30 protein-coding genes are annotated in these 26756 nt (G+C 60.0%); 11 read left to right on the top strand and 19 right to left on the bottom strand.

Features of this window, described 5'->3' with window-relative positions; genetic code table 11:
- Positions 1 to 72: 72 nt before the first annotated feature.
- Positions 73 to 780, top strand: a complete 708-nt coding sequence (locus ACR0DA_RS16865) for an ORF6N domain-containing protein (RefSeq protein WP_480632451.1) — start codon at positions 73 to 75, stop codon at positions 778 to 780.
- Here ACR0DA_RS16865 and ACR0DA_RS16860 read toward each other — a convergent pair.
- From ACR0DA_RS16860 to ACR0DA_RS16845, 4 genes are all read right to left on the bottom strand, one after another.
- Positions 777 to 1130 (bottom strand): MmcQ/YjbR family DNA-binding protein, encoded by a 354-nt coding sequence (locus tag ACR0DA_RS16860; RefSeq protein WP_480754999.1) that lies wholly within the window; start codon positions 1128 to 1130, stop codon positions 777 to 779. The genes ACR0DA_RS16865 and ACR0DA_RS16860 overlap by 4 nt on opposite strands.
- A 56-nt stretch (positions 1131 to 1186) precedes the next feature.
- Positions 1187 to 1744, bottom strand: coding sequence for a lysozyme (locus ACR0DA_RS16855; protein ID WP_170367709.1), 558 nt, complete (start codon positions 1742 to 1744; stop codon positions 1187 to 1189).
- Positions 1745 to 1771: 27 nt separating this feature from the next.
- Positions 1772 to 2062, bottom strand: coding sequence for a hypothetical protein (locus tag ACR0DA_RS16850; protein WP_170360267.1), 291 nt, complete (start codon positions 2060 to 2062; stop codon positions 1772 to 1774).
- A 160-nt stretch (positions 2063 to 2222) separates the two neighbouring features.
- Positions 2223 to 2615 carry an excalibur calcium-binding domain-containing protein gene (locus ACR0DA_RS16845; protein ID WP_254435647.1) on the bottom strand — a complete coding sequence of 131 codons (393 nt, stop codon included), beginning with the start codon at positions 2613 to 2615 and terminating at the stop codon, positions 2223 to 2225.
- A gap of 158 nt (positions 2616 to 2773) precedes the next feature.
- Here ACR0DA_RS16845 and ACR0DA_RS16840 point away from each other — a divergent pair, with 158 nt between their 5' ends.
- A complete protein-coding gene (locus ACR0DA_RS16840) occupies positions 2774 to 3244 on the top strand; it encodes a HugZ family pyridoxamine 5'-phosphate oxidase (RefSeq protein ID WP_480754996.1) in 471 nt (156 codons plus the stop codon).
- Here the strand turns inward: ACR0DA_RS16840 and ACR0DA_RS16835 are convergent.
- Both ACR0DA_RS16835 and ACR0DA_RS16830 read right to left on the bottom strand, forming a co-directional pair.
- Positions 3229 to 3636 carry a universal stress protein gene (locus ACR0DA_RS16835; protein ID WP_170601214.1) on the bottom strand — a complete coding sequence of 136 codons (408 nt, stop codon included), beginning with the start codon at positions 3634 to 3636 and terminating at the stop codon, positions 3229 to 3231. The two genes, ACR0DA_RS16840 and ACR0DA_RS16835, sit on opposite strands and share 16 nt — an antisense overlap.
- 72 nt (positions 3637 to 3708) lie before the next feature.
- Positions 3709 to 4029 (bottom strand): antibiotic biosynthesis monooxygenase family protein, encoded by a 321-nt coding sequence (locus ACR0DA_RS16830; protein ID WP_093963400.1) that lies wholly within the window; start codon positions 4027 to 4029, stop codon positions 3709 to 3711.
- Positions 4030 to 4168: 139 nt separating this feature from the next.
- Between ACR0DA_RS16830 and ACR0DA_RS16825 the strand changes: the two genes are divergently transcribed.
- Positions 4169 to 4834 (top strand): hypothetical protein, encoded by a 666-nt coding sequence (locus ACR0DA_RS16825; protein ID WP_480754994.1) that lies wholly within the window; start codon positions 4169 to 4171, stop codon positions 4832 to 4834.
- Positions 4835 to 4877: 43 nt separating this feature from the next.
- On the opposite strand, the gene ACR0DA_RS16820 is transcribed toward ACR0DA_RS16825, so the two are convergent.
- From ACR0DA_RS16820 to ACR0DA_RS16810, 3 genes are all read right to left on the bottom strand, one after another.
- The gene (locus tag ACR0DA_RS16820) at positions 4878 to 7163 is read right to left on the bottom strand and encodes a glycosyl hydrolase family 28-related protein (RefSeq protein ID WP_480754993.1); all 2286 of its coding nucleotides are present in this window, start codon (positions 7161 to 7163) and stop codon (positions 4878 to 4880) included.
- Between the two features lie 142 nt (positions 7164 to 7305).
- Positions 7306 to 7707: a DUF4864 domain-containing protein gene (locus ACR0DA_RS16815; protein WP_170343260.1), complete on the bottom strand. Its 402-nt coding sequence runs from the start codon at positions 7705 to 7707 to the stop codon at positions 7306 to 7308.
- Between the two features lie 48 nt (positions 7708 to 7755).
- Positions 7756 to 9330, bottom strand: a complete 1575-nt coding sequence (locus ACR0DA_RS16810; RefSeq protein WP_170448389.1) for a lysine--tRNA ligase — start codon at positions 9328 to 9330, stop codon at positions 7756 to 7758.
- A 265-nt stretch (positions 9331 to 9595) separates the two neighbouring features.
- On the opposite strand from ACR0DA_RS16810, the gene ACR0DA_RS16805 reads away from it, so the two are divergent.
- Entirely contained in the window at positions 9596 to 10018 is a 423-nt protein-coding gene (locus ACR0DA_RS16805) for a tellurite resistance TerB family protein (RefSeq protein WP_093963405.1), read from the top strand.
- 6 nt (positions 10019 to 10024) lie between these two features.
- Here the strand turns inward: ACR0DA_RS16805 and dacB are convergent, their stop codons facing one another.
- The 3 genes from dacB to ACR0DA_RS16790 form a co-directional block, all read right to left on the bottom strand.
- A complete protein-coding gene (gene dacB, locus ACR0DA_RS16800; protein WP_480754991.1) occupies positions 10025 to 11503 on the bottom strand; it encodes a D-alanyl-D-alanine carboxypeptidase/D-alanyl-D-alanine endopeptidase in 1479 nt (492 codons plus the stop codon).
- A gap of 84 nt (positions 11504 to 11587) precedes the next feature.
- Entirely contained in the window at positions 11588 to 12190 is a 603-nt protein-coding gene (locus tag ACR0DA_RS16795) for a nicotinate-nucleotide adenylyltransferase (RefSeq protein ID WP_437342883.1), read from the bottom strand.
- Positions 12191 to 12222: 32 nt separating this feature from the next.
- Positions 12223 to 12693, bottom strand: coding sequence for an MOSC domain-containing protein (locus tag ACR0DA_RS16790; protein ID WP_480632444.1), 471 nt, complete (start codon positions 12691 to 12693; stop codon positions 12223 to 12225).
- Between the two features lie 136 nt (positions 12694 to 12829).
- Here ACR0DA_RS16790 and ettA point away from each other — a divergent pair, with 136 nt between their 5' ends.
- Positions 12830 to 14497, top strand: a complete 1668-nt coding sequence (ettA, locus tag ACR0DA_RS16785) for an energy-dependent translational throttle protein EttA (RefSeq protein WP_170343264.1) — start codon at positions 12830 to 12832, stop codon at positions 14495 to 14497.
- A gap of 32 nt (positions 14498 to 14529) precedes the next feature.
- Here ettA and ACR0DA_RS16780 read toward each other — a convergent pair whose 3' ends face one another.
- A complete protein-coding gene (locus tag ACR0DA_RS16780) occupies positions 14530 to 15429 on the bottom strand; it encodes an HAD family hydrolase (RefSeq protein WP_480754989.1) in 900 nt (299 codons plus the stop codon).
- Positions 15430 to 15762: 333 nt separating this feature from the next.
- On the opposite strand from ACR0DA_RS16780, the gene ACR0DA_RS16775 reads away from it, so the two are divergent.
- Positions 15763 to 15969: a cold-shock protein gene (locus ACR0DA_RS16775; protein WP_093963409.1), complete on the top strand. Its 207-nt coding sequence runs from the start codon at positions 15763 to 15765 to the stop codon at positions 15967 to 15969.
- Between the two features lie 190 nt (positions 15970 to 16159).
- Complete coding sequence (locus ACR0DA_RS16770) at positions 16160 to 16720, top strand: L,D-transpeptidase (protein WP_170360241.1); 561 nt, start codon at positions 16160 to 16162, stop codon at positions 16718 to 16720.
- A gap of 8 nt (positions 16721 to 16728) precedes the next feature.
- Here the strand turns inward: ACR0DA_RS16770 and ACR0DA_RS16765 are convergent, their stop codons facing one another.
- Together ACR0DA_RS16765 and ACR0DA_RS16760 are read right to left on the bottom strand one after the other, a co-directional pair.
- Positions 16729 to 17343 (bottom strand): SOS response-associated peptidase, encoded by a 615-nt coding sequence (locus ACR0DA_RS16765; protein ID WP_170372153.1) that lies wholly within the window; start codon positions 17341 to 17343, stop codon positions 16729 to 16731.
- Positions 17344 to 17346: 3 nt separating this feature from the next.
- Positions 17347 to 17988: an arylesterase gene (locus ACR0DA_RS16760; protein ID WP_480754987.1), complete on the bottom strand. Its 642-nt coding sequence runs from the start codon at positions 17986 to 17988 to the stop codon at positions 17347 to 17349.
- 49 nt (positions 17989 to 18037) lie between these two features.
- On the opposite strand from ACR0DA_RS16760, the gene ACR0DA_RS16755 reads away from it, so the two are divergent.
- Complete coding sequence (locus ACR0DA_RS16755) at positions 18038 to 18733, top strand: ABC transporter ATP-binding protein (RefSeq protein WP_170448400.1); 696 nt, start codon at positions 18038 to 18040, stop codon at positions 18731 to 18733.
- A complete protein-coding gene (locus ACR0DA_RS16750) occupies positions 18730 to 21255 on the top strand; it encodes an ABC transporter permease (RefSeq protein WP_480754985.1) in 2526 nt (841 codons plus the stop codon). The genes ACR0DA_RS16755 and ACR0DA_RS16750 overlap by 4 nt, the downstream gene beginning before the upstream one ends.
- Before the next feature lie 2 nt (positions 21256 to 21257).
- Here the strand turns inward: ACR0DA_RS16750 and ACR0DA_RS16745 are convergent, their stop codons facing one another.
- Positions 21258 to 21704: an RrF2 family transcriptional regulator gene (locus tag ACR0DA_RS16745; RefSeq protein WP_170360231.1), complete on the bottom strand. Its 447-nt coding sequence runs from the start codon at positions 21702 to 21704 to the stop codon at positions 21258 to 21260.
- A gap of 97 nt (positions 21705 to 21801) precedes the next feature.
- Between ACR0DA_RS16745 and ACR0DA_RS16740 the strand changes: the two genes are divergently transcribed.
- Entirely contained in the window at positions 21802 to 22371 is a 570-nt protein-coding gene (locus tag ACR0DA_RS16740; protein ID WP_170601232.1) for a gamma-glutamylcyclotransferase family protein, read from the top strand.
- 71 nt (positions 22372 to 22442) lie between these two features.
- On the opposite strand, the gene gltX is transcribed toward ACR0DA_RS16740, so the two are convergent.
- Positions 22443 to 23768, bottom strand: a complete 1326-nt coding sequence (gene gltX / locus ACR0DA_RS16735) for a glutamate--tRNA ligase (RefSeq protein ID WP_480754983.1) — start codon at positions 23766 to 23768, stop codon at positions 22443 to 22445.
- 74 nt (positions 23769 to 23842) lie between these two features.
- On the bottom strand, positions 23843 to 24277 hold the full coding sequence (locus ACR0DA_RS16730) for a DUF1801 domain-containing protein (RefSeq protein WP_480754982.1): 435 nt from the start codon (positions 24275 to 24277) through the stop codon (positions 23843 to 23845).
- A 115-nt stretch (positions 24278 to 24392) separates the two neighbouring features.
- Between ACR0DA_RS16730 and ACR0DA_RS16725 the strand changes: the two genes are divergently transcribed.
- Positions 24393 to 25325: an MBL fold metallo-hydrolase gene (locus ACR0DA_RS16725; protein WP_480754981.1), complete on the top strand. Its 933-nt coding sequence runs from the start codon at positions 24393 to 24395 to the stop codon at positions 25323 to 25325.
- Here the strand turns inward: ACR0DA_RS16725 and ACR0DA_RS16720 are convergent, their stop codons facing one another.
- A complete protein-coding gene (locus ACR0DA_RS16720) occupies positions 25326 to 26657 on the bottom strand; it encodes an NAD(P)/FAD-dependent oxidoreductase (RefSeq protein WP_170369703.1) in 1332 nt (443 codons plus the stop codon).
- Between the last annotated feature and the right edge of the window lie 99 nt (positions 26658 to 26756).

Raw genomic sequence — 26756 nt, 5'->3', positions numbered from 1 at the left:
CACACCACTCTTGCACCCCGCCTCCCTCTCCTCCACGTTTGAAATCACAAATTGTGATTCCAAACGGTTCCCATGACGAACGCCAAAAACCTGCCCTCCACGCATGAGGTCCAAAGCGCCATTCACCGGGTGCGCGGCACACGCGTGGTGCTGGCCGAGGATCTGGCGCGGTTCTACGGAAAAACCGTCAGCGCCTTCAATCAGGCCGTCTCGCGCAACAAGGACCTGTTCGAGGGCTACCGCTTTCAGCTGACCGACGCCGAGGTGGCCGATTTGACATCACGGAATGTGATTTCAAAGCCCAAAGGCCGCGGCGGGCGGCGGGTCAATCCTTGGGTCTATACCGATTACGGCGTGGCCATCGCCTCGACCCTTTTCAAGGATCCGCGCGCGATCAAGATCACCCGGATGATCACCGAGGCCTTCGTCGATGGCGCCAACGCCCTGGCTGAAACCCCACGCAGCGCGCCCGAGATTCTGCCGCCCGAAGGCACCCCCGCCCCGCTGCTGCCCAATGGCGAGCAGTTGCGGGCGCTGGCGGAAAACATCCTCGATTCCGGGCAGCAGAGCCTGGTCGACTACATCGCCAACCCCACCACCAAGCGCCAGCAGGCGGTGGCGGTGATCATGAAGACCCTTGCCGAAACCGCAGGCGAAGAGGTGCGCACCCAGCACGAGCGTCTACGCCTGCGCATCGCCGAACGGTTGGCCGCGGGCGACTATGCCGATGACGATGACCGCAAGCGGCTGATCGAACTGCTGCAGGCGATGAAGGGCTAGAACCCCAGTTCGGCCCGCATCTTTTTCGTCAGCTTGGCCACGACCATCTCGTAAGATGTCACGATGTGGTCACGCAGGGACGGGTCGCTCAGTCCGCGTTCGTCATAAACCTGCAGCCATTTCATGCCGCGTGAGGCCAGATAAGGCGCGGGCCGGATGCCGGGCTGATCCTGCAGCACCTCATAGGCCAGGTCGGTGGCCTTGAAGGTAAAGGCATCCTTGCCGTCGTTCCAGCCGCAGATCGCGAACACCTTGCCACCCACCTTCCACACATCCGCATTGCCCCACTGTACGACGTGGCTTGTGGCCTTGAGAGAGGCGCAGAAGGTGTTGAATTCGTCTCGGGTCATGACGCCGATCCTGACGGGCCGGCAAGGATTTCGCAAGCAAGCATGACCTGTCGGGCCTAACCGAACAGGTCTTGCAGAACGTCGCCGATTTGAACCGTCGCCGCGCTGGACCAGTCTGGCCGATAGGACGGTTTTCGCACCTGGTACTCGGTTCCGGTGCCCGTGCCCGACCAGACGCCATCGAAGAACAGAGCGCGCTCCTTGCGCCGCCGTGGGCGTATTTCAGGCGGCCGCCGCCAATACATGATCGCGCGTCGAGCACCGGCCACATCCCCGGCCTTCCATCTGCGCACCCAAACGGCCCGGTCTATGGCCCCAGTGTTGTAGTGAAAGGACAAGGCCGCGCCCAACTGCGCCTCGGTCAGGGCGTGGCCGGCAAAGGCCGTTTCCACCGCAGGCAGATAGTTGGTGCGGATAGCCCACTCATACACTTCAAAACAGCGCCGCAAGGTCTGGGGGTTGTCCAGATAACGCGGCCAGACCGTGTGGCCCGAGGCCGACGTGATCCCCACACTCCAGGTCCAGACATCAACGGAATCCAGATAGGCCTCGCGCACGATCGCTTCGTGCGCGATAAGCTCGGCTGCAATTCGCGGTGTGATCTTGTAAGGCATCAGGCCATCCCCGGGTGGCGGCCGATGTCACCCCTTGTCCCAATGGGCGATGACATCATACCCCATCGGCGTCGGAGGTCCTTCAAGATACTCGGCAAACTGACCCCACAACTCGGCAACCTTGGGGGCGTTTGCGTTTGATGTCGCCTCGCTCTCGACGACCGAGATCACATAACCGCTGCCATCCTCGTTCATCACATTCGTAAAGCAGTGCATACCGGGCATGCCCATGATCTGATCCTTCAGATCGTTCATTCGGGCTGTGGCGGCCTCGCGGGTGCCGGGCTTCATCTTGAACTGGGTAACGCGTGCAAACATGGTTGTCCTCCCTCGCATGGGGTCCAGACCCCGAACCGCGGCGAACTGCCAGCGGACGGTATGATCCTACCACGTCCTGCCCAAATCACGCAGGGACACAGGCAACGCGATCATGTGCGCGAAAAGGTTCAACCATGAAGATAGGTGTCTTCAAGGACCGTCAGGGGCGGACAAATTTGGCGTTTCCGACAGCCCGCGGTTTGGGTGCCGCGCTTTGCGTGGACGCAGGAGCCTGGACCGGCACAGCCGACCGCGTCGCGGCCCGGACACTGGACTCGCATGCGATCCCGTCGCCGTCAGGGTCGTTGCGTTTGTGGTATCCAAGCTGTCCCTCGCGCATCGGCCCAAGACCAACGGAGCGTGCCGCGTCGCAACCAGCCAGCGCCACAAGGTGCATCACGGCTTCGGTCCGCTCCAGATCCGAGGTCCGGAGATATACGCCCAGCGCGATCATCCCCGTCGTCAGCGGTAGGGCCAGCACCATCAGCAGAATGCGCAGCGGGGACAGCGCATGTCGGCGCAGGGCATCAGCCTTGCGCTGCCGACGTGCCAAGCGCGGATCTGGTGCGGGTTCGTTGTATACGGTTGTCTTCAGCTTCATAAGCTTGGCGATACACCAACTATGTGGCAAAGCCGAGGCATCGGAATGACGCAATCCAGCGAGGGCGCCACGTGACAACTCGAAACCCATTTCAACCGGTCGAAGAGACTGTGCGGGAACTGGCCCTTGATCTCATCGCGCAGGCCCGTTTTGCTGCGCTTGCCGTGGTACATCCGGACAACGGACTGCCGTCGATCAGCCGCATCTCACTGGCCACCGACAGTGCTGGATGGCCGCTCACCCTGATCTCGGATCTGGCGGAGCACTCACGCGCGTTGGAGGCAAATCCGGCCTGCGCGTTGCTGATCGGCGAGCCCGCTGACAAAGGTGATCCACTGACCCATCCCCGGCTGACCCTGCACTGCACGGCGCGCCCGATCTCACGGGCGACCGAGGAGCATACCGCGCTTCGGGCAAGCTACTTGTCACAGCGTCCGAAGGCCGGACTATATATCGACTTCGCAGATTTCCGTTTTGTGCGTTTCGAGATTGTCGATGGGCTTCTCAATGGCGGGTTCGGCAAAGCGTGGAAGATGACACGCGAAGACCTTTGCCCGCCATCAAATCAGCGAACGACGTGAACTGCGCAACTGGCGTGGCGCACCACATGTGTCGCGGTCGAGCCGAGCAACAGATCCTGCATCCCCGGTCGGTGCGACGCCATAATGATCAGGTCAGGTTTGTTGGTTTCCGCCCAATCCAGAATCGTGCGCCCCGAATGGCCCTCGACCACAACGCCCTTGGCGTTCGGTAGCTTGGCGGCCAGAATGCTCAGCTCATCCTGGATCGCGCGCCGCGCTTCGGTCAGGTATTCGGCCGGCATGTAAGAGATTGCGTAGTCCGGGATATGCTCGACAACATGCAACAGGGTCACTTTCGCATCTGGCGTCGCCAATAGTTTGGCCAGTTTCAGCGGCCCCGACGTGTCACGCTCGGTATCGAAGGAAATCGGGACAAGAATATTGTGATACATGGCTGGCGTCTCCTTGAGTTTCGCGTTCAGATAGCAGTAGCCAAAGTCTTCTGACCTTGATTCAGGTCAGGATCAGTCAAATGTTTCGGCAACGTCGTACATCACCGGCTCGAAGCTTTTGCACAATTCGTTGATCTTGCGGTTGCGCTCGCGCATTTCAGGCGTTCGCAGCATGGCCAGAAAGTCTTCCCGCCGCTCCCACTGCGAATAGTTCGCGATTCGGGTCTGGGCATCGTTGACATGCAGTCCGGCCGCGACAAAACCGGGCTGCTTGGAAATGAAGTTCGCATAGGCGTCGGTCAACGCTTCCAGCAGGTCCTGACAGGTTCCGGGGGTCATTTCGAAAGTGGTGATAACGGTCTGAACACTGGCGTCTTTTGATATCTTCGGCATCGGTCATCTCCCTTGTCTGACCCAAGCCTAGCACAGGTTTTTCAAACGTCTTGCCTTTCGTTGAACTGGCGCGAAAAAGTTTCCGAAAAATGAACCGAGCGCTAACCTTCCGTTAACCAAGGTTGATGATCCTGCGCAAATGGACCGCCTGATCGCCTTCCTGTGTGCAAGTCTTGTGTTTTCGACTCCGGCCTTGGCCGGGGCATGGCTTCGTGAAGAAGGCGCCTCGTTCACATCGTTGGCCCTGACGGCGTTTTCCGAGCCCGGGAAGGGCATCCGCTTCAAGTCCTGGCTCTATGGGGAATGGGGAATGCGCCCAAATCTGACGCTGGGTTTGGACGCGGAAGAGCATCAGGACCTATACGGTCACGCCGTGGTGTTTGCGCGCCTACCGATTGCCGAATTTTCCAACGGTGGGCGTCTGGCTGCCGAGTTGGGTGTCGGCGCGCATCACCGTGAAACCCGCGCATGGGCGATGTACAAGGCAACCCTGTCTTGGGGCAAAGGATTTCAGGCCCGATATGGCAGTGGCTGGCTGGCGGCTGATGCCGCGCTGGAGTACCGAAGCCATGACGCTCTGATCCGAAAACTGGACCTGACAGTGGGTTTGTCGTCGCACCGTCGGGTCAATCCCCTGCTCCAGATCGAAACGTCCTATGTACCTGGCCGCCCGCTCTATTGGAGCGCGCGACCCTCGGCGATGTTTCGATCCGAAAGCGGCCCCAACACCTGGATAATCGGGGTCGAGCGCAACGCCGCCCGGGACAGGCCAGGCCTGAGATTCGCGCTGTGGCGCGAGTTCTGAATGCTGCGCGCCGGCCGCCCCAAAAGCGACCGGCCGACACGGATCAGACCTCGATCCGCATGATCACCGAAACTTCACCACTCAAGGCCTCGGACCAACGCAACTTGATCTGGTCCTGGTTCGTCCCTTGCTGCAACTGAACATAGGGGGCCGTATAGCGCAGAGTTCCAAAGGCGGTTCTCAGCCCGTCCAGCACGACGACGCTGTCACAGCTGCGGGCCTGCCCACCAAAGGGGAATGCATCATCCGAGTCCACCGTCCAGGCAGAGGCCGCCGTATTCTGTTCGTGTCGGACCCGCAGCGGGTTCGCGGTCTTGAGTGTCACGTTGTGATACGTGTTGTCTGCGAACGTGACATTCACATGCCGATCAGGATTCAGATCGGCAAAAGTTGTATCAACCTTGTCCACGCGGTCGATTGACCCGTTCGCCGTTCGGAACTTGTTGCCCGTGACCGTCATTCCGTTCAAAAAATGCCCGACGCCATGCGGGCGCACGACGATATAGGCGAACCACGGGGCAACGTCACTTGAATAGAAGATGTTGTCGGTGATGCTCATGGCGCTGAAGGAATAGCCCGAGGTGTAGTCGGGTTCGGCATCGCGCTCATTGCTCCACTCGATGAAACAGTTGTCGATATAATTGTCGGCGATCGAAGAACTGTTGTAGGCCCCGATCATCACCAAACCCGCATTGCGCACACCGTTCGGCACGCTGTCGCCCTGAAAGAAGTGGTTGCCCAGAACCAGGTTGTTGTCTCCGCCCAGAACCGCGAAGTGGTGGAAACGAACGGCGCGGTTGTGGCGCAGCTTGACGTCGTTGGCATTGGCGTTGATGGCAATCGAACTGCGGTCGGGCACGTCCAGAGACTCTTCACTGGACAGGAACTGGCAACCGTCGATCAACATGCCCTGGCACCCCACCCCGATTGAAGTGATGCCGCGATCCAACGGACGGCTGACAAAGCAGTTCTTCAAAACGAACGTGTTCCCGCCCGGCGACAGGCGGATCGCGCTGCAGCGCCCGTTGCATTGAAGCTCGATGTCTTCCATGGCGAATTTCTGGAGCGCACTGAAGCCCGAGAAATCCAACAGGTACTTGAAAGCAACGAACGTAAATGTCTGCGTGCCAGCCGCATCATAGATAGGTGCGTTCAAGGTGATCTCACCGGCACCTTCATCCTTGGACCGAACATAGATCTCACGTCCAACGCCGCTGCCCTGAACCAACGACCCGAGCGGGATATTGGCCACGTTGGCCACACCGGACAACTTGTAAGGATCCGCCGGATCGTATGTTGCGACAGAGGTAAAGGTCTCGGTGTCCCATGAGGCGCTGCTCTTGACGTCGAACTGCCCGTTGCGGATCACGCGGCGAGTGGAGTAGCTGCCGCGATTGGGTACGGCGGCCTGCATGTCGATCGGCTCGGACACCGAGATCTTGCGGCCGCCCAGGTCCAGCGATTCATGATCCGAGTTGTTCAACAGCGCCTGATACGCCTTTTTGAAGGCCAGGGCTTCATCGCCGAAGGCGGAGATGTAAGTCGGCAGATCGAAATTCTTGGTCAGAATAAGCATCTTGTCATCAGGCATCGTGACCGTGCCCTCAAAGTCGACCTCCGCGTCCAGCCCAACATCCTGTGCCAGGTGATAGGTTCCCTGCGGCACATAGATGCGGCGACCTCCCGCGGCTTGGTCTGCCGCTTCAAACGCGGCCGAGTCGTCGGCCACACCATCTCCCAACGCGCCATAGTCCCGCACGTCCACAAGGCTGATCATGTCGCGCAAGAAGATCCCGGTGACATCGGTAATTTCGAGATCATCGATCCGAACGAGCGCGCCGTTTGCCCCCTCGATATCGAGGCCGAAATGCCCGTATAGCGCCGAAATGCCCCAAGGCATGTCCACGCCCGGCCGCTGTCCAATCCCGACGATGGCGGTGACCTCGTGCACCACGCCATAGGCCGACAGCTGAATGGCCGGGCCCTGTTCGGTCAGTCCGGAAAGGTGCACGTCGCCGGCCCCTCCGGCCCATCCAGCGATCCGGACCTGCGGCAATGGCCCGCTGATCGCTTTGACCCGCGCCTTGATCTGCAAATAGCAGCCCGGCAGAAGCGGCGTCTGCCCCATGTACCGCAGTTGCTGCGTGGGATTGACCTTCAGTATCTCAAGACAACCGCCAAACTCCGCATCTGCAGGCACGAACACTCCCGTTCCCGATCCATCATAGGTCGGTGAGCCCGGAGTGCCGTCGCCGCTGGACCACACATCCAGACCATTCGCGAATTGCGGCGGCGTGAAAACGATTCCGTCGGTGATTGCCTTGTTCATTGAATACCCTTTCCCAAACGCGCCCACTCTTCAGGCTATGGCGCATGCCAGATTTCGGATCCGGAAGCCGCCCGGACACGCTGGTCTGAGTATCGAAAAGGGATTAACCGTCGCTCATATCATCGTGACGGTGGGTGTTGCGTCAGGCGGATGGGTCGGAGTTGCCAAGCAGTTGCACCCCGTTGATCTTCCAGCCGTTTTCCAGCTGGACCATCTGATAGTCCAGGATGTGAACCCGGCCGTTCGCATCCACCACCATCACTTTCTGCCACCAGAACCCTGAGATCTGCCGCAATTCCAGAAATCGGATCTCAGCTGGGCGCCAGACCATTGGATAGCCGTTGCGCACCATCGCGCCAAAATTCTCGGGCGTGCGGAACATTGTCTGGATGTTGGGGCTGGCGAAGGTGAAGGCCGTGGCGAAGTCATCGGCCTTGAAGGCTTCAATCTGCGCAGCAATATTGGCTTCGATGTCGCCACTTTGGGCAACTGCGGCTGTTGCCAGACCGGCGCTCAGGGAAACTGCAAGCAAAAGTCGACGCATGGGACCACCTCCTGCCGGAAAAGTAGCCCCATGCAGTATGTGGTCAAATCAGGCCAGGTCTCCGGCCAGGGCCTTGTCGATCAGTGCAATCGTTTCGGGGACGCCATAAAGGGCGATGAACCCGCCGAACCGAGGACCTTGGCTGGCGCCCAACAACACCTCGTAAAGGGCTGTGAACCAGCCGCGCATCGGGTCAAAGCGCTCGCGGCCGATGGAATAGACCACCGATTGCAAGGATTCGTCCTCGACCGGACCGTCATAGGCTTCAAGCGCCGACTTCAGGGCTTCAAGCGCCTCGCGCTCTTGCTCCGTCGGCGCCCGATGCTTGCGGGTCGGCTTCACGAAGTCGTTGAAGTAGCGCACTGCAAAACCGGCAGCCTTGTCGAGGTCCGGATGGCTTTCGGCCGTGGCTTCGGGCGCATAGCGGCGGATGAAGCCCCACAGAGTCTCCTTGTCCTCGGCACCTGAAACCGACGCGAGGTTCAGCAGCATTGCAAAGGGTACGATCAACGTCGATTCCGGCACGTCACCGCCGTGAATGTGCCAGACCGGGTTGTTCAACTGAGCCTTCAGATCCTGCCCGGGGTAGGCACGCAACTGCTGATGGTATTCATCATATGCCTTCGGGATGACGTCAAAATGCATCCGCTTTGCCGTCTTCGGCTTTTGATACATGAAATAGGCCAGACTCTCGGTCGGCGCATAGGTCAGCCACTCGTCGATCGACACTCCGTTTCCGGACGACTTCGAGATTTTCTGCCCGTTTTCATCGAGAAACAGCTCATACGAGAAATGCTCGGGCGCACGGCCGCCCAGCGCGCGGCAGATCGCGTCATAAATCTTTTCGTTGGTCGCATGTTCCTTGCCATACATCTCGAAATCGACGCCCAACGCCGCCCAGCGCGCTCCGAAATCCGGTTTCCACTGCAACTTCACATTGCCGCCAGTCACGGGCAGCGTCCACTCCTTGCCATCTTCATCATCGAAGGTGACGGTGTAGGTCTCGGCGCACACCTTTTTCATCGGCACATAAAGGACCCGGCCCGTTTCCGGATGGATCGGCAGGAAGATCGAATAGGTCTGCTGACGCTCCTCGCGCAGGCTTTTCAGCATGATGGCCATGATGTCGTCATAACGTTCGACTGCACGCTTCAGGATTTCGTCGAACTGACCCGAACGATAAAAATCGCGCGCCGAATAGAACTCGTATTCGAACCCGAACGTATCAAGGAACCGACGTAGCATGGCGTTGTTGTGTTCACCAAAGCTGGGATACTCGCCGAACGGGTCAGGGACCGAAGTCAGCGGCTGCTGCAGATAGGCTTCAAGGGCCTCGGGGTTCGGCACGTTGCTGGGAACCTTGCGCATCCCGTCCAGATCATCCGAAAAGCAGATCAGCTTGGTGGGAATGTCCGACAGGGCCTCGAAGGCGCGCTTGACCATCGTGGTCCGTGCCACCTCACCGAAGGTGCCGATATGCGGCAGGCCCGACGGGCCATATCCCGTTTCGAACAGAACGAAGCCCTTCTCCGGTGGAGACTTCTGATAGCGTTTGAGCAACCGGCGCGCCTCTTCGAAAGGCCAGGCCTTTGACGTCATGGCGGTTTCACGCAGTTCAGACATTTCGTTCGTTCTCCATCGGGAAATCAGCGACGGTCACTCAATGCGACCGACCGGCATCTCCTATTGTGCAGATGCAGCGTGAGTCAATGACCGCAGGCGAGAAACGCCGCCCCTGCTACGATTTCAGACGGTTGCTCGTGACCAGGAACACGGCAGATTCTGATCAGGACACAAGCAGACATCGGTATGTATTGGAAAACAAGATATTGAACCCTTTGCCACACCTCAATAACGTGCGGCACGATACCAATCGCAGGATGTTCCCATGACCCAACCCGTTTCCCACCCGATGTCGCCGCAGGATTGCCTTGTGGCGATCATGGTGGCCGTCTCAGCCTCGGACGAGAACATCCGCACCGTCGAACTGGTCAAGATCGAGACAGCCGTGAATATGCTGCCTGTGTTTGCCGACTACGATATCGACCGTATGCGCCGGGTTTCGCAGATCGTGTTTGATCTGTTCGAGCAGGAAGATGGTCTGGACGCACTGTTTGGTCTGATCCGGGACAACCTGCCTGAGCGGTTGAACGAAACGGCCTATGCTCTGGCCTGCGATGTCGCCGCCGCCGACGGCTCGCTGGCCGAAACCGAACTGCGGTTGCTGGAAGAGATCCGGTATGAGTTGGAGATCGACCGGCTGCACGCCGCAGCGATCGAGCGCGGCGCACGGGCGCGTCACACCGTCTGATCGGATTCAGCTGCCATAAAGCGCGCCCCAGCGCTCGATGAGGGCCTGCTGCAGTTTGCGAGACCTGCGATTCCAGCTGCGCGCGCCTTCAGGGCGTTCGCGGCTTTCACGCGCGATGGTCGCCCGATGCGGAAGATCGGCAGTGAATATCGCAAAGGCCAACTCGGATCCTCCGGCGGTGGTCAGATACCCGCCCAGGCCAGATACAAAGTTCAAGGTCCCGGTCTTGGCGTCCACCTTGATCGGGTGCCCTTGGATCCGCTGGCCTTTGGCGTCGGTCAGGGTAAACGGCTTCAACAGATGTCGCAGCGTTTCATGCTGCTGAGCGGCCACCAGAACTTTGACCAGACCAGACGGTACCATTCGCGAAGCATCACCCAATCCGGAATGATCCACCATTGCAATACCGGACGCGCCGTAGGTCTGAGCCGACCAGCGATTCATCTCATCCGCGGAGTCTACCAGTGTTTGCGGCCGCCTACCCCGCGCGACGGTCGCAGCCAGCCCCACCATCTCGGCCGTGAGGTTGGTCGAATATTTCAGCATCCCTTTCACTATGCTGGTCAGTTCATCGCTCTTATGCGTGACCAGAACGGTGCCCCTGGGGGCCTCGCGTGTGACTTGAACCCGCCCCAGGACGATGCCGTTGACCCGGGCCAGAGTGCGGAACACATCCCCGGCGTACAAGCCCGGTTTGCGTACGGGCAACCACCTGGCGCCGCCGCTGCCCAGCGCGCCCTTGGCAACTGTCCAGCGGTCCTGCCGCGCGCTGGGTTGATAGCTGTAGACCGGAAGGTTGCGATTTTCGATCCGCATCGCGGCCATGTCCACCGACGGCGTATAACTGGCACTGCGTGCGTCCATGGTCACGTCATAGCTGGACCCTTGGCGTTTCCACTCGAAATGCACGCGGTTGAAGTTCAGGGAAATTCCACTGATCGCAGGGCTATAGCCCACATGATCAGGCTGACCGGGGTCTATGCTGAATACATAGGGCAATCCGCCGCTGTACACTTTGAACGCCCCACTAACCTCGGTCAGTCCGGCCTTGCGCAGGTTGGCGGCCATCGTGGCCAGAGCATCGGTATCCAATACCGGATCGCCGCCTCCGGCCAGTATCAGATCACCCTTGAGGATTCCGTTTTCAATCGGACCATCTGCGATCAGCTTTGTTTCGAACCGATGGTCTGGCCCCAGAACGTCCAGCGCGTAAAGCGCGGTCAGGGCTTTGGCGACACTGGCCGGCGGCAAGCCGCGGGCCCCGCCGAATTCCTCCAGTTGCGCGCCGGTTTTCACGTCTGCCACGGCGAAGACCACTTCGCCCTTCAATCGCGCCGCCTGAATGATGCGTTCGGCACCGCTCAACTCGGCGCCACGGGCAACAGGCCGCAATGAGACCGTTGGCGCCCCGGCAAGGCCCGCGGTGGGGATCAGAAGCGAACCGGCGCCGGCCAGAAAGAAACGTCTCGAAATACGATCAGTCATGGGTCAAATAAAATCCCAGAGATCACAGGCAAACAACCATGCACCTGAATTATGTGCCCATCGGGGCTGTTCAGGCAACACCTGTCAGGTCCAGCCGCCTTTGGAGCGTATCTGAGTCGAGCTGACATCGACCATCGGCACGTTCACGAAACACCAGGCCGGTGCATCGGCCCGACCCAAAAGATGCCGCGCCGTTCCGTCAATCCGGTATTTGCCATAGACACGCGCCGCCGGTGACATGCGCGCCGAAATCCGATCTCCGGGGCGCGCCACCACGCCCACAGGAACGGTGTCCATGATCGACCGCCAGTCCTTCCATTTGTGAAACTGGGCCAGGTTGTCAGCCCCCATCAGCCAAACGAACCGAACCTGCGGATAGAGCCGCCGCAAGGCAGCAAGTGTGTCAGCCGTGGCGCGGGTGCCCGTCAGATCCTCAATGTCAGTCACCTCAACCTTGGGATGCTGCATGATGGACCGTGCAGCCTCAACTCGCTGATCGATCGGAGCCGGGCCGCGAGACTTCAGCGGGTTCCCCGGCGACACCAACCACCAGACCCGATCCAAACCAAAAGCCTTCATCGCCTCCAGTGTAACGTGCACATGCCCCTGATGCGGCGGATCGAACGATCCCCCGAACAGTCCCACGACCTGACCGGGCCGCGCATATGGTATCGCGCTTCGCAACATCCCCTGCTGTAGTCCAGAACTCACCGGCCTTGTCAATCAACAGGTTGCACAGCATCGCCCAAACCGACCGCCCCCGATCGCACCACTTCGGCACACCAGCCGCCATGCCCGCGCACTGCAGAGTACCCCCCGTTGCCCAACGCCTCTTCCATCCTGCTGCAAGGCGCGCAGATAACCGTGATCCGCAAAATGGCGGTGCCGACCTGAACCTCGCGCCCTTTGAGAGCGCCCAAATTGATGCCGGAAACCACCAGATTGCGCCGCAGCACGTCCGGTGTGACTGGGCCTTGTCCCAAATAGCTGCCGATCGCGGCAAGATGCTCGTTCTGAATCAGGGTCACCGCACGCTTCCCCGGGCGACTGCGATCGCCCTCAACCCCATCTTCCCGGATCATGGCCTGACCCAGTGCGATCATATCCAATCGTCGCCCCGGTCTGACGCCGATCCATTCGATCCGCCCGGCCTTGGCCCAACCTGATACCAATTGCGCAAGTTCCGGCATTCCCAGCATCCTTCCCAGTCCGGTCAGGCCGGCGCATAAGGCCAGCCAGAAATTCGCCAAAGCACCAGCTTGCCCCGCCCGTCCCGCTTGGCTATCAAGCGGGTCAACCTGAATTCCCCGACCCAGAGGACGCGACATGGCCGCCTATCAATATGTCTACCACATGCAGGGTGTCTCAAAGACCTATCCCGGTGGCAAGAAGTGCTTTGAAAACATTCACCTGAGCTTTCTGCCCGGCGTAAAGATCGGTGTCGTCGGCGTGAACGGCGCCGGTAAGTCGACCCTGATGAAGATCATGGCCGGCCTCGATACCGATTTCACCGGCGAGGCGTGGGCCGCCGAGGGCGCAAAGGTCGGCTATCTGCCACAGGAACCTCAGTTGGACGAATCCCTGACCGTCCGTGAAAACGTCATGCTGGGCGTGGCCGAGAAAAAGGCCAAGGTCGACCGCTTCAACGAAATCGCGATGGAGATCGCCGAGAACTACTCGGACGAGTTGATGGAAGAGATGACCGCCCTGCAGGACGCGATCGACGCGGAAAACCTGTGGGACCTCGACAGCCAGATCGACGTGTCGATGGAAGCGCTGCGCTGCCCGCCGGACGATGCTAACATCGCCAACCTCTCGGGCGGTGAGAAACGCCGCGTGGCGCTCTGCAAGCTGCTGCTGGAAGCGCCCGACATGCTGCTCTTGGACGAACCGACCAACCACCTGGACGCCGAGACCATCGCCTGGCTGCAACAGCACCTGATCGACTACAAGGGCACCATCCTGATCGTCACCCACGACCGCTACTTCCTGGATGACATCACCGGCTGGATCCTCGAGTTGGACCGCGGACGTGGCATCCCGTACGAGGGCAACTATTCCTCGTGGCTGGAGCAGAAGGCCAAGCGGCTTGAGCAGGAAGCCCGCGAGGACAAATCCAAGCAGAAGACCCTGCAACGCGAATTGGAATGGATGCGTCAGGGTCAAAAGGCCCGTCAGGCCAAATCCAAGGCCCGTATCAACGCCTACAACGAGCTGGCGGAACAGTCTGAGCGCGAGAAGCTGACCCGCGCCCAGATCGTCATCCCCAACGGCCCGCGCCTGGGCAGCAAGGTGATCGAGGTCAACGGGCTGGCCAAGCATATGGGCGACAAGCAACTGATCGAGAACCTGTCCTTCAGCCTGCCGCCGGGCGGCATCGTCGGTGTGATCGGCCCCAACGGCGCCGGTAAGTCGACCCTGTTCAAGATGCTCACCGGCCAGGAAAAACCTGACGCGGGCACCATCGAATACGGCGACACGGTGCAACTGTCCTATGTCGATCAGTCGCGCGACGACCTCAACGACAACGACACCGTGTGGGAGGCGATCACCGGCGGCGCCGAGATCATCCAACTGGGTGACGCGCAGGTCAATTCCCGCGCCTATTGCTCTTCCTTCAACTTCAAGGGCGGCGACCAGCAGAAAAAGGTCTCGTTGCTGTCAGGGGGTGAGCGCAACCGCGTCCACATGGCCCGCCTGCTGAAAGAGGGCGGCAACGTCCTGCTGCTGGACGAACCGACCAACGACCTGGACGTCGAAACCCTGCGTGCGCTGGAAGACGCGCTGGTCGATTTCGCCGGCTGCGCCGTGGTCATCTCGCACGACCGTTTTTTCCTCGACCGGATCTGTACGCACATCCTGGCCTTTGAAGGTGATGCGCATGTCGAATGGTTCGAGGGCAACTTCGAAGACTACGAAGAAGACAAGAAGCGCCGCCTGGGACCGGACGCGCTGGAACCCAAGCGGCTGAAGCATAAGAAATTTGCGAGGTGATCAGTGCCATAGGGTAGAGGCGTCCTCTACCCTCAAAGCTCTCCTCTTGGCGGCAGTTCAAAAATTCGCTGCCTCAAAACCACTCGTGAAACGATTACTCTCAGCGTGTCTTTGACTAGCCTATCCAGCTCCGAATCTTCTCTAAAGTCCGCTGGACAAAAGTAGTCGATTCTTTTTGCCTCTTTAAGCTTGAGGCACTTTCTGTGGCTTTCGCCTGGCTTGTGCACAGCAACAGCGTGCCCACCGTTTTGCATTACTACAGCCATGCTGGGAACATCGGTGTCACCGTCGCCAAAATAGATCATATTGTCGAACGGAATCCGCCGCTCGTGTTTCGGCATGTGAGAGTTGATACTTTCATTAACGTTTAGGACGCCCTTGTTTATTCTAAACAGATATTGCGTCTTGGAAGTATCAGATATTACCCTCGCCGGCCATTTGGGGTGGCCGTACTGATCATAATAAAACTCACAAGCATATATCTCTTTGAAGTGATGAGAAATGTCACACCCTTCGATCATTTCTCTGAGGCCAGAAGAAACCACGTAGTGCTCTAAGTGAACATCTGCATCACCGGCCAAACCTTTTGCAAACTCTTCAATTCGGGGAAACCATTCCCGGACACCTTCAAAAAATTTGATTTCTCTTCCATGCTCGTTGAACTTATTTCTGTCGAGTTTAACTCTCTTTGCCTCTGATATCGCGATCATCTCTCGCATATAAACAAGCAGTTCTTCTGAATTTTCTTTGATGCGTTTGGATTTCACATCTGCCCAAAAGTCTTCGGGAGCCACGCCAAGCTCAGGCAGAACTCCGTAGTGTTGCATGGCTTCCGGGCTCAACGTCCCATCGAAATCATAGACAAGTGCGACAACGTTTTGTTTGAAAACTGTATTTTCGACCAATTTTCTGCCTTTCTTCAACTTTCCCACTGACAATATCTAGGGGTTTCACGCGTGCCATTCAATCTAGGGAACTCAAAATTTATGCAAATCTATCATACAGTTATCGATCAGCCGGCGCTGCTGGTTCTTTCAGATGAAAACAGGTTCTGAATTTTCGGAAGCCCAAAATAGCTTTCGCGCTTGGTCACTTGCCGCCACTTTCCACCCTTGCCATATGGCCCCCTCAGTGCCATATGCAAAGAGCTTACGTTATTCTACTTCGACCTACTGTCTCCGTTTTCGGCGTTCAGTCTATCGATCCAGACAACGACGCCGGGCTGCCGCAATTCCGTGGGCAGCACTAATACAGGAGATACGGATATGCCCGCAGGCACCGTAAAATGGTTCAACACCACCAAAGGTTTCGGCTTCATCGCACCCGAAGAGGGCGGCAAAGACGTGTTCGTGCACATTTCGTCCGTCGAACGTTCGGGCCTGACCGGCCTGGCCGACAACCAGAAAGTCACCTATGAACTGCGCGCTGGTCGCGACGGTCGCGAAAGCGCCGACAACATCGAACTGGCCTAAACCAGGTCTCTGGGGGCGACGGATGGCCGTCGCCCCCATTTTTTTGCCCGATTTCCGATCGCGCTTTCCAGACCCGGTGGGGCAGGAAAACAACATCACTTTCCGGTGAAACCCGCGCGGGAATTGACCCGATCGGCTATTCTGAACAGACTGCTATCCTGTTTTCTTTGTTGATTAGCCGAGTATTGCCATGTTCTCACGCCGCAATTTTCTGATCTCTGCCGCCGCTATCAGTGCCGTGCCTGGCACGGCCCACGCGAAGAAGAAGCCGGTCGAGTACGACCCGACTCCGCAAATCGTTCGGATCAAGAAGCAGTTTTTGCCCGGGCAATTGTTGGTCGCGCCACGTTCGTTCTACCTGTATTTCGTGACCGAGCCTCGCAAAGCCATCCGTTACGGCTGTGGCGTCGGCAAGGCCGGGCTGGAATTTACCGGAACTGCGACGATCGACGTGAAAAAGGAATGGCCCACCTGGCGCCCCACCGAAGAGATGATCGAGCGGGACCCCGTTGCCTATGCCAAATTCAAGGACAATGACTATGTCCAGCCCGGTGGCGGAGACAACCCGCTTGGCGCCCGTGCCTTGTATCTGTTTCAGAATGGCGTCGACACGTATTTCCGCATCCATGGAACGACCCAGCCGCAGACCATCGGACGAGCCGTGTCGAACGGGTGCATCAGAATGCTGAATGAGCACGTGATCGACCTGTACAACCGCGTCCCGATCGGAACGGTCGTCACCGTCGTCTAAGGCAGCGGTCAAGGCCCCGACCAATCCACCCCTTCGGCTTTTTCAATCTTCAGTCTTCCGTTTGGCCACGGGACACAAAGGCTTGCCGCTTGCCTGTCCGATCCGTTCAGCCAGGTCCGGACGTCTTCGGGCCGCAACAGGACACCCATGCGGTGGTGGATCGGCCGCAGATCATCGTTCGGCTCGCAGGTCACAGCAGCGAACTGATCGACATGCTGACCACCGGGCGCGATCCATCTGTCCGTAATCGCGGCAAACAACAAGGGGATTCCGTCGGCGGATTCAATCCGCCACGCGGTTTTGCGGCGCTTTTCGCCGGTCCACTCGTACCAGCCATCAACCGGAACAACCGCGCGACCGACACCTAGAAAAGCAGATTTGTCAAAAACCGTTTCCGACCGCGCATTGATGATCGTTTCCATGACCGGTCGCCCCCGGGCATTGACGCGCCCTACGGGAATCATGCCCCACCGCATGGGCCCGGCGCCTTCAGCGGTCAGAACGATAACTTCCTGACCGGGCTGTATGTTCTGGCGCGGCTGTTCATCCGGCCAAGCAGTTTCTCGACCCAGGAATTCGGAAATCTGGGAAAACGGCCGCGTCAGAAAGAACCGCCCGGGCACGGTTTACTGCCGCTGTTTTGCGGCGGCGATCAGATCAAGGACAGCAGGTCCAAGATCATCCACGATCAGCGCAACGCCGCGCGCATTGGGGTGGATCCCGTCAGGTTGCATGTAGGTCTGCACGGCTCCGGGGTCGCCACCCGCCTGCAACCCGGAAAAAAAGCTGGGGGAATAAAGTGTGCCGAACTGGGTGGTCAAATCCGGATACATCGCATCAAACGCCTGTTTGTAGTCCGCGCCATAATTGCCCGGAGCCTGCATGCCGATCAGCAGAACCGGAACCTTGGCCGTTTGCGCCTCGGTCAGAATTTTTTCCAGATTCGACTTCGAGACCGCCGGGTCGATCCCACGAAGAACGTCGTTTCCGCCCAGCGCCACGATCATCCCGTCCACCTCTGGTGTCAGGGTCCAGCCCACACGCGCCGCACCACCGGCCGTTGTGTCCCCGGAAACACCGGCGTTGATTATCTTCACCTCGACGCCTTGCGCATCCAGCCACCGGTTCAGTTGAGGGACGAACCCATCCTTCTCAACAAGGCCGTAGCCTTGAGTCAGCGAGTCTCCGAGAGCGGCCAGGACCACCGGCTCGGCTGTGGCAGCAATGCCGCAGAGCGACAACAGCCCCGCCGCCAGAGCCTTGCGCAAATTCCTGACCGCTCCATATCCCAAATGACTGCCCCTTTCGGAAAGACTGATGACTGAACCCGTTCTGACACTCCAAAATGCCGCTTTGTCGCTGGATGGCAATGCCGGACCTGTTGAAATCTTGCGGGACATCAATCTGACCGTGAAAGAGGGAGAAACGCTGGGCCTCGTCGGCCCGTCCGGTTCGGGTAAATCCTCGCTGTTGATGCTGATGGGCGGACTAGAGCAGACGACCGCGGGTCGCATCACTGCATTGGGACAAGACCTGACTTCGATGAGTGAGGATGCGCTGGCCCGGTTTCGGCGCGACGCGATGGGCGTCGTTTTCCAGAATTTCCATCTGATCCCGACCATGACGGCGCTTGAAAACGTTGCCACCCCGCTGGAACTGGCCGGTCACCGCGATGCCTTCGATCGGGCCGAGGCCGAATTGGCGGCGGTGGGGCTTTCGCATCGGCGCGATCACTACCCGGCGCAACTGTCGGGCGGCGAACAACAGCGGGTCGCGCTGGCCCGCGCTTCGGCCCCGAGGCCTCGGATCCTTTTGGCGGACGAACCAACCGGCAATCTGGATGAGACGAATGGCGCGGCTATCGTTGATTTGCTGTTCGGCCTGCGCGACCGGCACGGGGCGACGCTGGTTCTGGTCACACACAGCCACTCGCTGGCCCGCAGATGCGACCGGGTTGTCCGATTGCGCGACGGCCGCATCACCGAAGAGGCCAGCCAAGAGGCAGCGGAATGAGCTTGCGCCTGGCGACGCGCCTGGCCCGACGTGAACTCAGAGGCGGCTTACGCGGTTTTCGGGTTTTTCTGGCCTGCCTGACCCTGGGGGTTGCCGCCATTGCTGCGGTTGGATCGGTGCGGCAAGCAATCATGACCGGCCTTGCACAGGAGGGGGCAGCCTTGCTGGGCGGCGATGCCCAGATCGAGCTGACCTATCGCTTTGCGGACGAAGCAGAAACCGCGTGGATGGAGCAAAACGCCGATCGCGTGTCCGAAGTCGTCGATTTCCGCTCGATGGCCGTGACCCGCAGCGACGCACCGCAACGCGGACTTACTCAGGTCAAGGCCATCGATGAGGCCTATCCTCTGATCGGTGCCGTCCGGTTGAACCCCGAAATCTCGCTGTCCGATGCGTTGGACGGAAATGCCACCCTTCCCGGGGCAGTGATGGACCCGGTTCTGATCGAGCGTCTGGGGCTGGACATCGGCGACAGTTTTGCACTGGGCACGCAGGACTTTGTGTTGTCCGCCGCCCTGATATCCGAACCCGACGCGGCCGGAGATGGGTTCACCTTGGGGCCGCGCACATTGGTTCGCACAGCCGATCTGAAGGACTCGGGCCTATTGCAGCCCGGCACGCTGTTTTCCACCAAATACCGTATGGACCTGCCGGTCGGGGCCGACCTCGCAGAACTCTCGGAACAAGCAGAGAGTGTTCTGCAAGGCTCTGGGCTGCGCTGGACCGATGCGCGCAACGGCGCACCCGGAATTGCCGAATTCGTCTCGCGCCTCGGCGCGTTCCTGGTGCTGGTGGGTCTCTCGGGTCTGGCTGTGGGCGGCATCGGCGTGTCCGCGGCCGTACGCGCCTATCTCGCGCGAAAGACCGAAACCATCGCCACATTGCGTACGCTGGGCGCTGACCGCGCCACGATCTTTCAGACCTATCTGATCCAGATCGGCGTTCTTTCGGTTGTCGGGATCGCCGCTGGTGTAGCCCTTGGCGGGCTGGCCCCGATTCTCCTGGCATCCCTGATTGAAAGCCGGCTTCCCGTACCGGCCGTTTTCTCTGTCTATCCGCAACCGCTGTTCGAGGCGGCATTGTATGGCCTGCTGACCGCCTTGCTGTTCACCCTGTGGCCCCTTGCCCGGGCGGAGGACGTCCGGGCAGCGACCCTGTTCCGCGATGCGCTGAGCAGTGCCCGCAGGTTGCCCCGCGCCGCTTACCTGTTGGCGACGGGCCTTGCCCTGGCGACACTGATCGCCACCGCCGCTTGGTTCAGCGGATCCCCCTGGCTGACCCTCTGGACCGGAGGTGGATTTGTCGGCGCATTGGTGCTGTTGGCGCTGTCGGCCCAAGGCATCCGCTATGTGGCAAAAAGGGCCGCCACACGCGCCCGTGGCCGCCCGGCGTTGCGTTGGGCACTTGCCGCAACTTCCGACCCCCGTGAAGGTGCCGCATCGGTGGTCCTGTCTCTGGGATTGGGCCTGTCGGTTCTGGCTGCGGTCGGACAGATCGACGGCACTCTGCGCAATGCGATATCCGGGAACCTGCCGGACGTGGCGCCGTCGTACTTTTTCGTGGACATTCAAAAAGACCAGATGCCCGGCTTCAGCAGCCGGCTTGAAAACGACCCCGGTGTCACACGTGTAGAAAGCGCACCAATGCTGCGCGGAATCATCTCGCAGATCAACGGCCAGCCAGCACATCAGGTTGCGGGCGATCATTGGGTTCTGGAAGGCGATCGCGGCGTGACCTATTCGGACAACGCGCCACAAAACGCCCGCATCACCGCCGGGGAATGGTGGCCAGAGGACTATTCAGGCCCGCCTCAGATCAGCTTCGCCGCGGAAGAGGCCGAGGAAATGGGTCTCAAGCTTGGTGACGAACTGACTGTGAACATTCTCGGGCGTGATATCACCGCGACCATAACATCGCTGCGCGAGGTGGATTTCTCGAACGCGGGCATGGGATTCATCATGTCGATGAATCCGTCCGCACTGGCCGGCGCGCCTCATAGCTTCATTGCAACGGTTTATGCCGAGGAAGAGGCCGAGGCAGCCATCCTTCAAGACCTTGCGACCCAGTTCCCCAACATCACCGCGATCCGGGTTCGGGACGCGATCGACCGTGTCTCGGGCCTGCTTGCCGGTTTGGCCTCGGCCACCTCCTACGGCGCCGGTGTCTCTTTGCTGACCGGTTTTCTGGTCCTGATCGGCGCAGCGGCCGCGGGAGAGCCCGCACGTCGCTACGAGGCCGCAATCCTCAAGACGATCGGCGCAGATCGCCGACGGATACTTCTCAGTTTTGGCTTGCGCTCGGCGCTTCTGGGTGCGGCTGCGGGCTGCGTGGCGCTGCTGGCCGGCATCCTTGGCGGCTGGGCGGTGGCGACATTCATTTTCGATACCAGCTTTGCGGTGATATGGCCTTCGGCATTGGGTATCGTCGCTGCCGGGCTGGCCGTCACGCTGCTGGCAGGGCTGTTCTTCGCCCTCCGCCCCCTATCCGTCAGCCCAGCCCGCGTCCTGCGGGCCAGCGATTGAATTCAACGCACGCAGGTAACGGGTTGCAGAATTTTCAGCAGCGGATCGTTGTCACAAACCAAAGCATCCAACGATATTTCATCCAGCGACGCAAAGAAGACCTCGGCCGCGTCCTGCAGCGCCAGACGCAGGCGGCAGGCATCGGTCAACGGACAGGTGTTGTCGGCATCCGCAAAACACTCGGCGATCGGCAAACTGCCCTCGACATGGCGAAAGACGGATCCGATCCGGATCTGGTCCGCCGGCCGCCCCAGTGTCATTCCACCGTTGCGACCGCGCTGCGTGCTCAGATACCCTAGCTGACCCAGCTGGTTGATGACTTGCGCCAGATGGTTTTCCGAGATGTTGCAGACATCCGCAATCTCGGATTTCGTCACGAGCCGATCCGGATGTGCAGCGCAATACATCAACAGCCGCACGGCGATATTTGTTCGTTTGGTGATCCGCATCAGATCCTCCCCCCGAATTTCAAGATGCAGCCTTATTGCACAGACCGCAAAAAAACGGTTTGACATACATCAATCGTCAAGAAGGACAGCACGCGACATGGCAGAGCCCTATTTCTTTGGCTATGGCAGCCTCGTAAACCTTGCCACGCATGACTTTCCCGACCCGCGCCCGGCGCGACTCAAGGGCTGGCGCCGGGCGTGGCGGCATACCGATCTGCGTCCGGTCGCCTTCTTGACCGCAGTGCCGGATCCCGACTGCGAGATCGACGGCATGATCGCACATGTCCCCAAAAACGACTGGGCGGCACTGGATGAACGGGAGTGGGCCTATGATCGGATCCCCGCCACCCACGCCATAACTCATTCTCTGAAGACAGAGGTCGAGATTGCGGTCTATGCGGTTCCGGAACAGCACCGCAAGGACCCGACGCACAGCCACCCCGTTTTGCTCAGCTATGTGGACGTTGTGGTGCAGGGGTATTTGCGCGCATTCGGCTTGCCGGGTGTCGAGCGTTTCTTCGCCACGACCGACGGGTGGGACGCGCCGATCCTGAATGACCGGAACGCGCCGCGTTATCCGCGCCACCAACAGCTTCACCCCGACGAAACAGCCTTGGTCGATGAGCACCTGTCCCGGGTTTCGGCCCGGATCGTTCAAACCGCGTGAAGAAGGCGGGCGCCTGCAGCACCCGCCTCTGGTTCTTGTTCAGATCAAAGGCGACACCGCCCCGCGGTGTCTTATTTTCGCGCCCGCACGACCTGCAGCAACGGCAGAAAGGTCGCCATCTCGGGGCCACGCTCCATCCCGGTCAGCGCCTTGCGCAACGGCATGAACAGGCCCTTGCCCTTGCGGCCGGTCGCCTCTTTCACGACCGCCGTCCACTTGCCCCAGGTCTCGCCGTCAAACGGCCCCTCGGGCAGCAGTTCCATCGCCTGCGCGACGAATTCGCGGTCTTCGTCGTCGATCAGCGGCTCGGCGCCATCGCGGCACAGTTCCCACCAGCCCTTCAGGTCGTTCAGCGTGGTGATGTTCTCGCGCGCCATCATCCAGAACGGCTCGGCCAGTTCATCGGGTACACCGGCCGCGGCCACCGCGTCGGAAACCTTCTCGAGCGGCAGCGTCTGCAGATGTCGGGCCGTCAGAGGAAACAGGTCCTGCACGTCGAACTTGGTCGGCGCCGACCCGAACCGGGTGACGTCGAAACCTTCGATCAACTCGGCCATGTCGCTGCGCAGTTCCACCGGGTCGGACGAGCCCAACCGCGCCATCAGGCTCAACAGCGCCATCGGCTGCACGCCCTGCTCGCGCAGATCGCGCAGCGCCAGCGTGCCAAGACGCTTGGACAGCGCCTCACCCTGCGGGCCGGTCAGCAACGAGTGATGGGCAAAACGCGGGACGGTTCCGCCCAGCGCCTTGATGATCTGAATCTGGGTCGCTGTGTTGGTCACGTGGTCGGCGCCGCGCACCACGTCGGTCACGCCCATCTCGGTGTCGTCCACGACCGAGGCCAGCGTATACAGGACCTGCCCGTCGCCACGGATCAGCACCGGATCCGACACCGAGGCCGCATCGATCGACACGTCACCCAGAATGCCGTCCGTCCACTCGATGCGCTCATGATCCAGCTTGAACCGCCATACACCGTTGCCACGTTCGGCTCGCAGCGCCTCTTTCTCGGCCTCCGACAGGTTCAGGGCGGCCCGATCATAAACCGGCGGCTTGCCCATGTTCAGCTGCTTCTTGCGCTTGAGGTCCAGCTCGGTCGGGGTCTCAAAGGCTTCGTAGAACCTGCCGATCTCGCGCAGCTTGCCGGCGGCTTCTGCATAGCGGTCCAGCCGGTCCGACTGCCGCTCCACCCGGTCCCAGTGCAGACCCAGCCACTCGAGATCCTGCTTGATCGCATCAACATATTCTTCCTTCGACCGTTCGGGGTCGGTGTCGTCGATACGCAGGATGAACGTGCCGCCGGCCTTGCGGGCGATCAGATAGTTCATCAGCGCGGTGCGCAGGTTGCCCACATGAATATAACCGGTGGGCGAAGGGGCGAAACGGGTGGTTGTCATGGATGTCTCCTGTTGGCGCGGCTCATGTCACATGAGCGCGTTTTTGTCCAGAAGGCGGTGCGAATGCTTGCCGTTTACTCGGACTTGATCGGCCAACGTGATGACAGGTCATCCAACCCTGCTCGGATCAATTCGGCCAACACGTCCTCGCCAATGTCCGACAGCTTGTTCACGTACAGACATGACTTGCCGGTCTTGTGCTTGCCCAGGCGCGCCAGAATACTGCCGAAATCGGAGTAGCCCGGCATGATATAGATCGAAAACGCGGCCTTGCGTGGGGAAAACCCGGTGGCAAGAAAAGTGCCTTCCCGCCCGGACTTGTAGCGGTAGTCATATCGCCCGTATCCAACGATGGATGGCCCCCACATGACTGGCCGAAACCCGGTGACGGTTTCAAACAGGGTGTTCAGCCTCTGCGCCTCCGTTGCGCGCGCGGCCGGCAGGATCGCTGCCAAAAACTCCTGGACGCTTTGATCGGTCGGAACGGTTTTGTTTCCTGAGCGGGACATGAACAAGATTTAACATGCGTTCGGCCAGCGCGCAGCCCATATGGTAGAGTGGAAAGTGGCAATTATCCGAAAGCGTTCTAATTCGTCGCACGTAATCTGACAGGGAGACTTTGAAATGACCATGAAACTGACCCGCCGGGCCGCTTTGGGCACCGCCGCTGCGCTACCTTTTGCATCTATCGCGACACAGTCACTGGCTGCCGGGGCCGAAACCAAGGCCAACTCGACCGTCGCCCGCAGCTTTCAACTGGGCGATTTCACGGTCACGACCCTGTTGGATGGCAGCTTGCCGCGAGACGGCGCCCAAGAGATTTTCGGCGGTGGCGCGTCAGACGAGGAGTTTGCCAAAGTATCGGCCGACAATTTCATCTCGCCCGACATTGCCCAGTTCTTCTTCACGCCAACGCTCGTCAATACCGGATCCGAACTGATCCTGTTTGACACGGGATTGGGCCAAGGCGGTATCCAGAAGGCTCTGGCCGATGCGGGCGTTGGCCCCGAGGCGATCAACGTTGTCGTCCTGACCCACATGCACCCCGACCACATTGGCGGCATGACGACCAACGATGCCGCGACCTTTCCGAACGCACGATATGTGACCGCCGCGGCCGAGTATGATTTCTGGTCAGCACAGGAGGCCGGCAACCGCGTCGGCGACCTTGTGGCAGCCAAGGTCACCCCGATGGCTGAAAAGATGTCGTTCATCGGAGACGGTGGCGAGGTCGCATCCGGCGTGACCGCCATGGCGGCCTTCGGGCATACACCCGGACACATGGTCTATCATCTCGAAAGCAACGGTCAGCGGCTGATCCTGACCGCCGATCTTGCCAATCACTATGTCTGGTCCTTCGCGCATCCGGAATGGGAAGTCCGGTTTGACATGGACAAAGCAGCGGCCACCGCATCCCGTCGGAACGTGTTGGGTATGCTTGCCGCGGACAAGGTCCCGATGATCGGGTACCACATGCCTTTCCCGGCCGCCGGCTATGTCGAGCCGCGTGGCGAAGGCTTCCGTTTTATACCTGTCAGCTATCAGATGATGGGCTGATCAATACCCCGGGTCCGGCCGTACTTTCGTACCGTCCGAAAACCGCGACAGTCGAAAGGCGGCCGGGTCCACACAAGGCGATGTGTTCGTCACCAGATCGGCCACCAGGCGGCCGGCACCGGGGCCTATGCCAAATCCATGTCCCGAAAACCCGGTTGCAATCACCAGTCCCGGGATTTCCTGCACTTTCGAGATGACCGGGATTGCATCCGGGGTCACATCGATCATCCCGCCCCAGCTCTGCACGATTTCGGCACCAACCAGTGCCGGAAGCGCCTGACGGGCCTTGGCCCATGACTTGCGGAGCGCCTTCTGCGACGGCTCGGGGTCCAGTGTCCGACAGAGTTCGAACGGGGTTACGTCGGTGGGCGCCCATGACCGGCGCTGACGCGCCTCAATGGTCCAGCGGTGCGACAGGCGGAATCTGAGCGATTTCCATTCCTGCGCGAATGCCGGCAGGAATTTCGCGGCCAACCGAAAACTGTCAGGCACGATATCTACTGTGTTTTCATGGCCCGAGGCGATCGTGTACCCGCCGTCGGCGCGTTTGCGAATGGCAAAATCATCCGACCACAGAGCTGTTTCCGGACCCGGTTCCACAGGCGAGGTCCGCAGAACCGTGTTCAGCACCTTCAGCTGTGGCAGGGCAATTCCTTCGTTACCGGCAAACAACCGAGACCAAGCCCCCCCGGCCAGAACCACTTGATCGCAAGCGACCCGCCCCCGTTCCGTGTAAACCCCGGCAACGCGACCAGCTTGCAGGTCTAGGCAGCGTACCGCGCAATTTGTCATGATGACCGCGCCTTGGTCACGCGCCGCCTCGGCCAACGCCGGAGCAACCCATTGCGGCTCGGCCCGTCCGTCCTGCGGCGTGAAAAGCGCGGCCTTCAACTTGGTCTGGAGGCCGGGCATGTTCTGTTCCAACTCGGATCCGGAAACCATGCGCGCTCCGGTCTGGTAGCCCTCGAGGTTTCGCAACCAGCGCTCCATATCAGCTGCGGACCGGTCGGTCCGCGCACCGAACAGAATGCCGGATTGCACATAGCCGGATTTGCGCCCGATCCGCTCATCAAGCGATTGCCAGATCCTGAGCGACTCGGTCATCAACGGTATTTCGCGCGGGTCGCGCAGCCCCAGACGAACCCAGCCCCAGTTCCTGGAACTCTGTTCGGCGCCGATCTGGCCCTTTTCACACAAGAGGACGGAATTGCCACGTTCCGCCAGTTCCAGCGCAGTTGAGACACCGATAATCCCTCCGCCGACGATCAGAACGTCAACGGATTTGGGCAGGCAAAGATCGGATTCAACAGGGTTGGGCTTGGGGCCGGGCATCAACGGATCTTGTTAGTCAGACACGAGTTTCATCGAGCCTTGGCAAACGTCATCCGGCAATCCTGAATAACGGAAAAAGCATCACTTTGTTCGGTTGTG

The organism is Ruegeria sp. CI8, from assembly GCF_056536865.1.
Note: the sequence above shows the minus strand (reverse complement) of the source record. Positions and strands in the feature narration are given on the sequence as shown.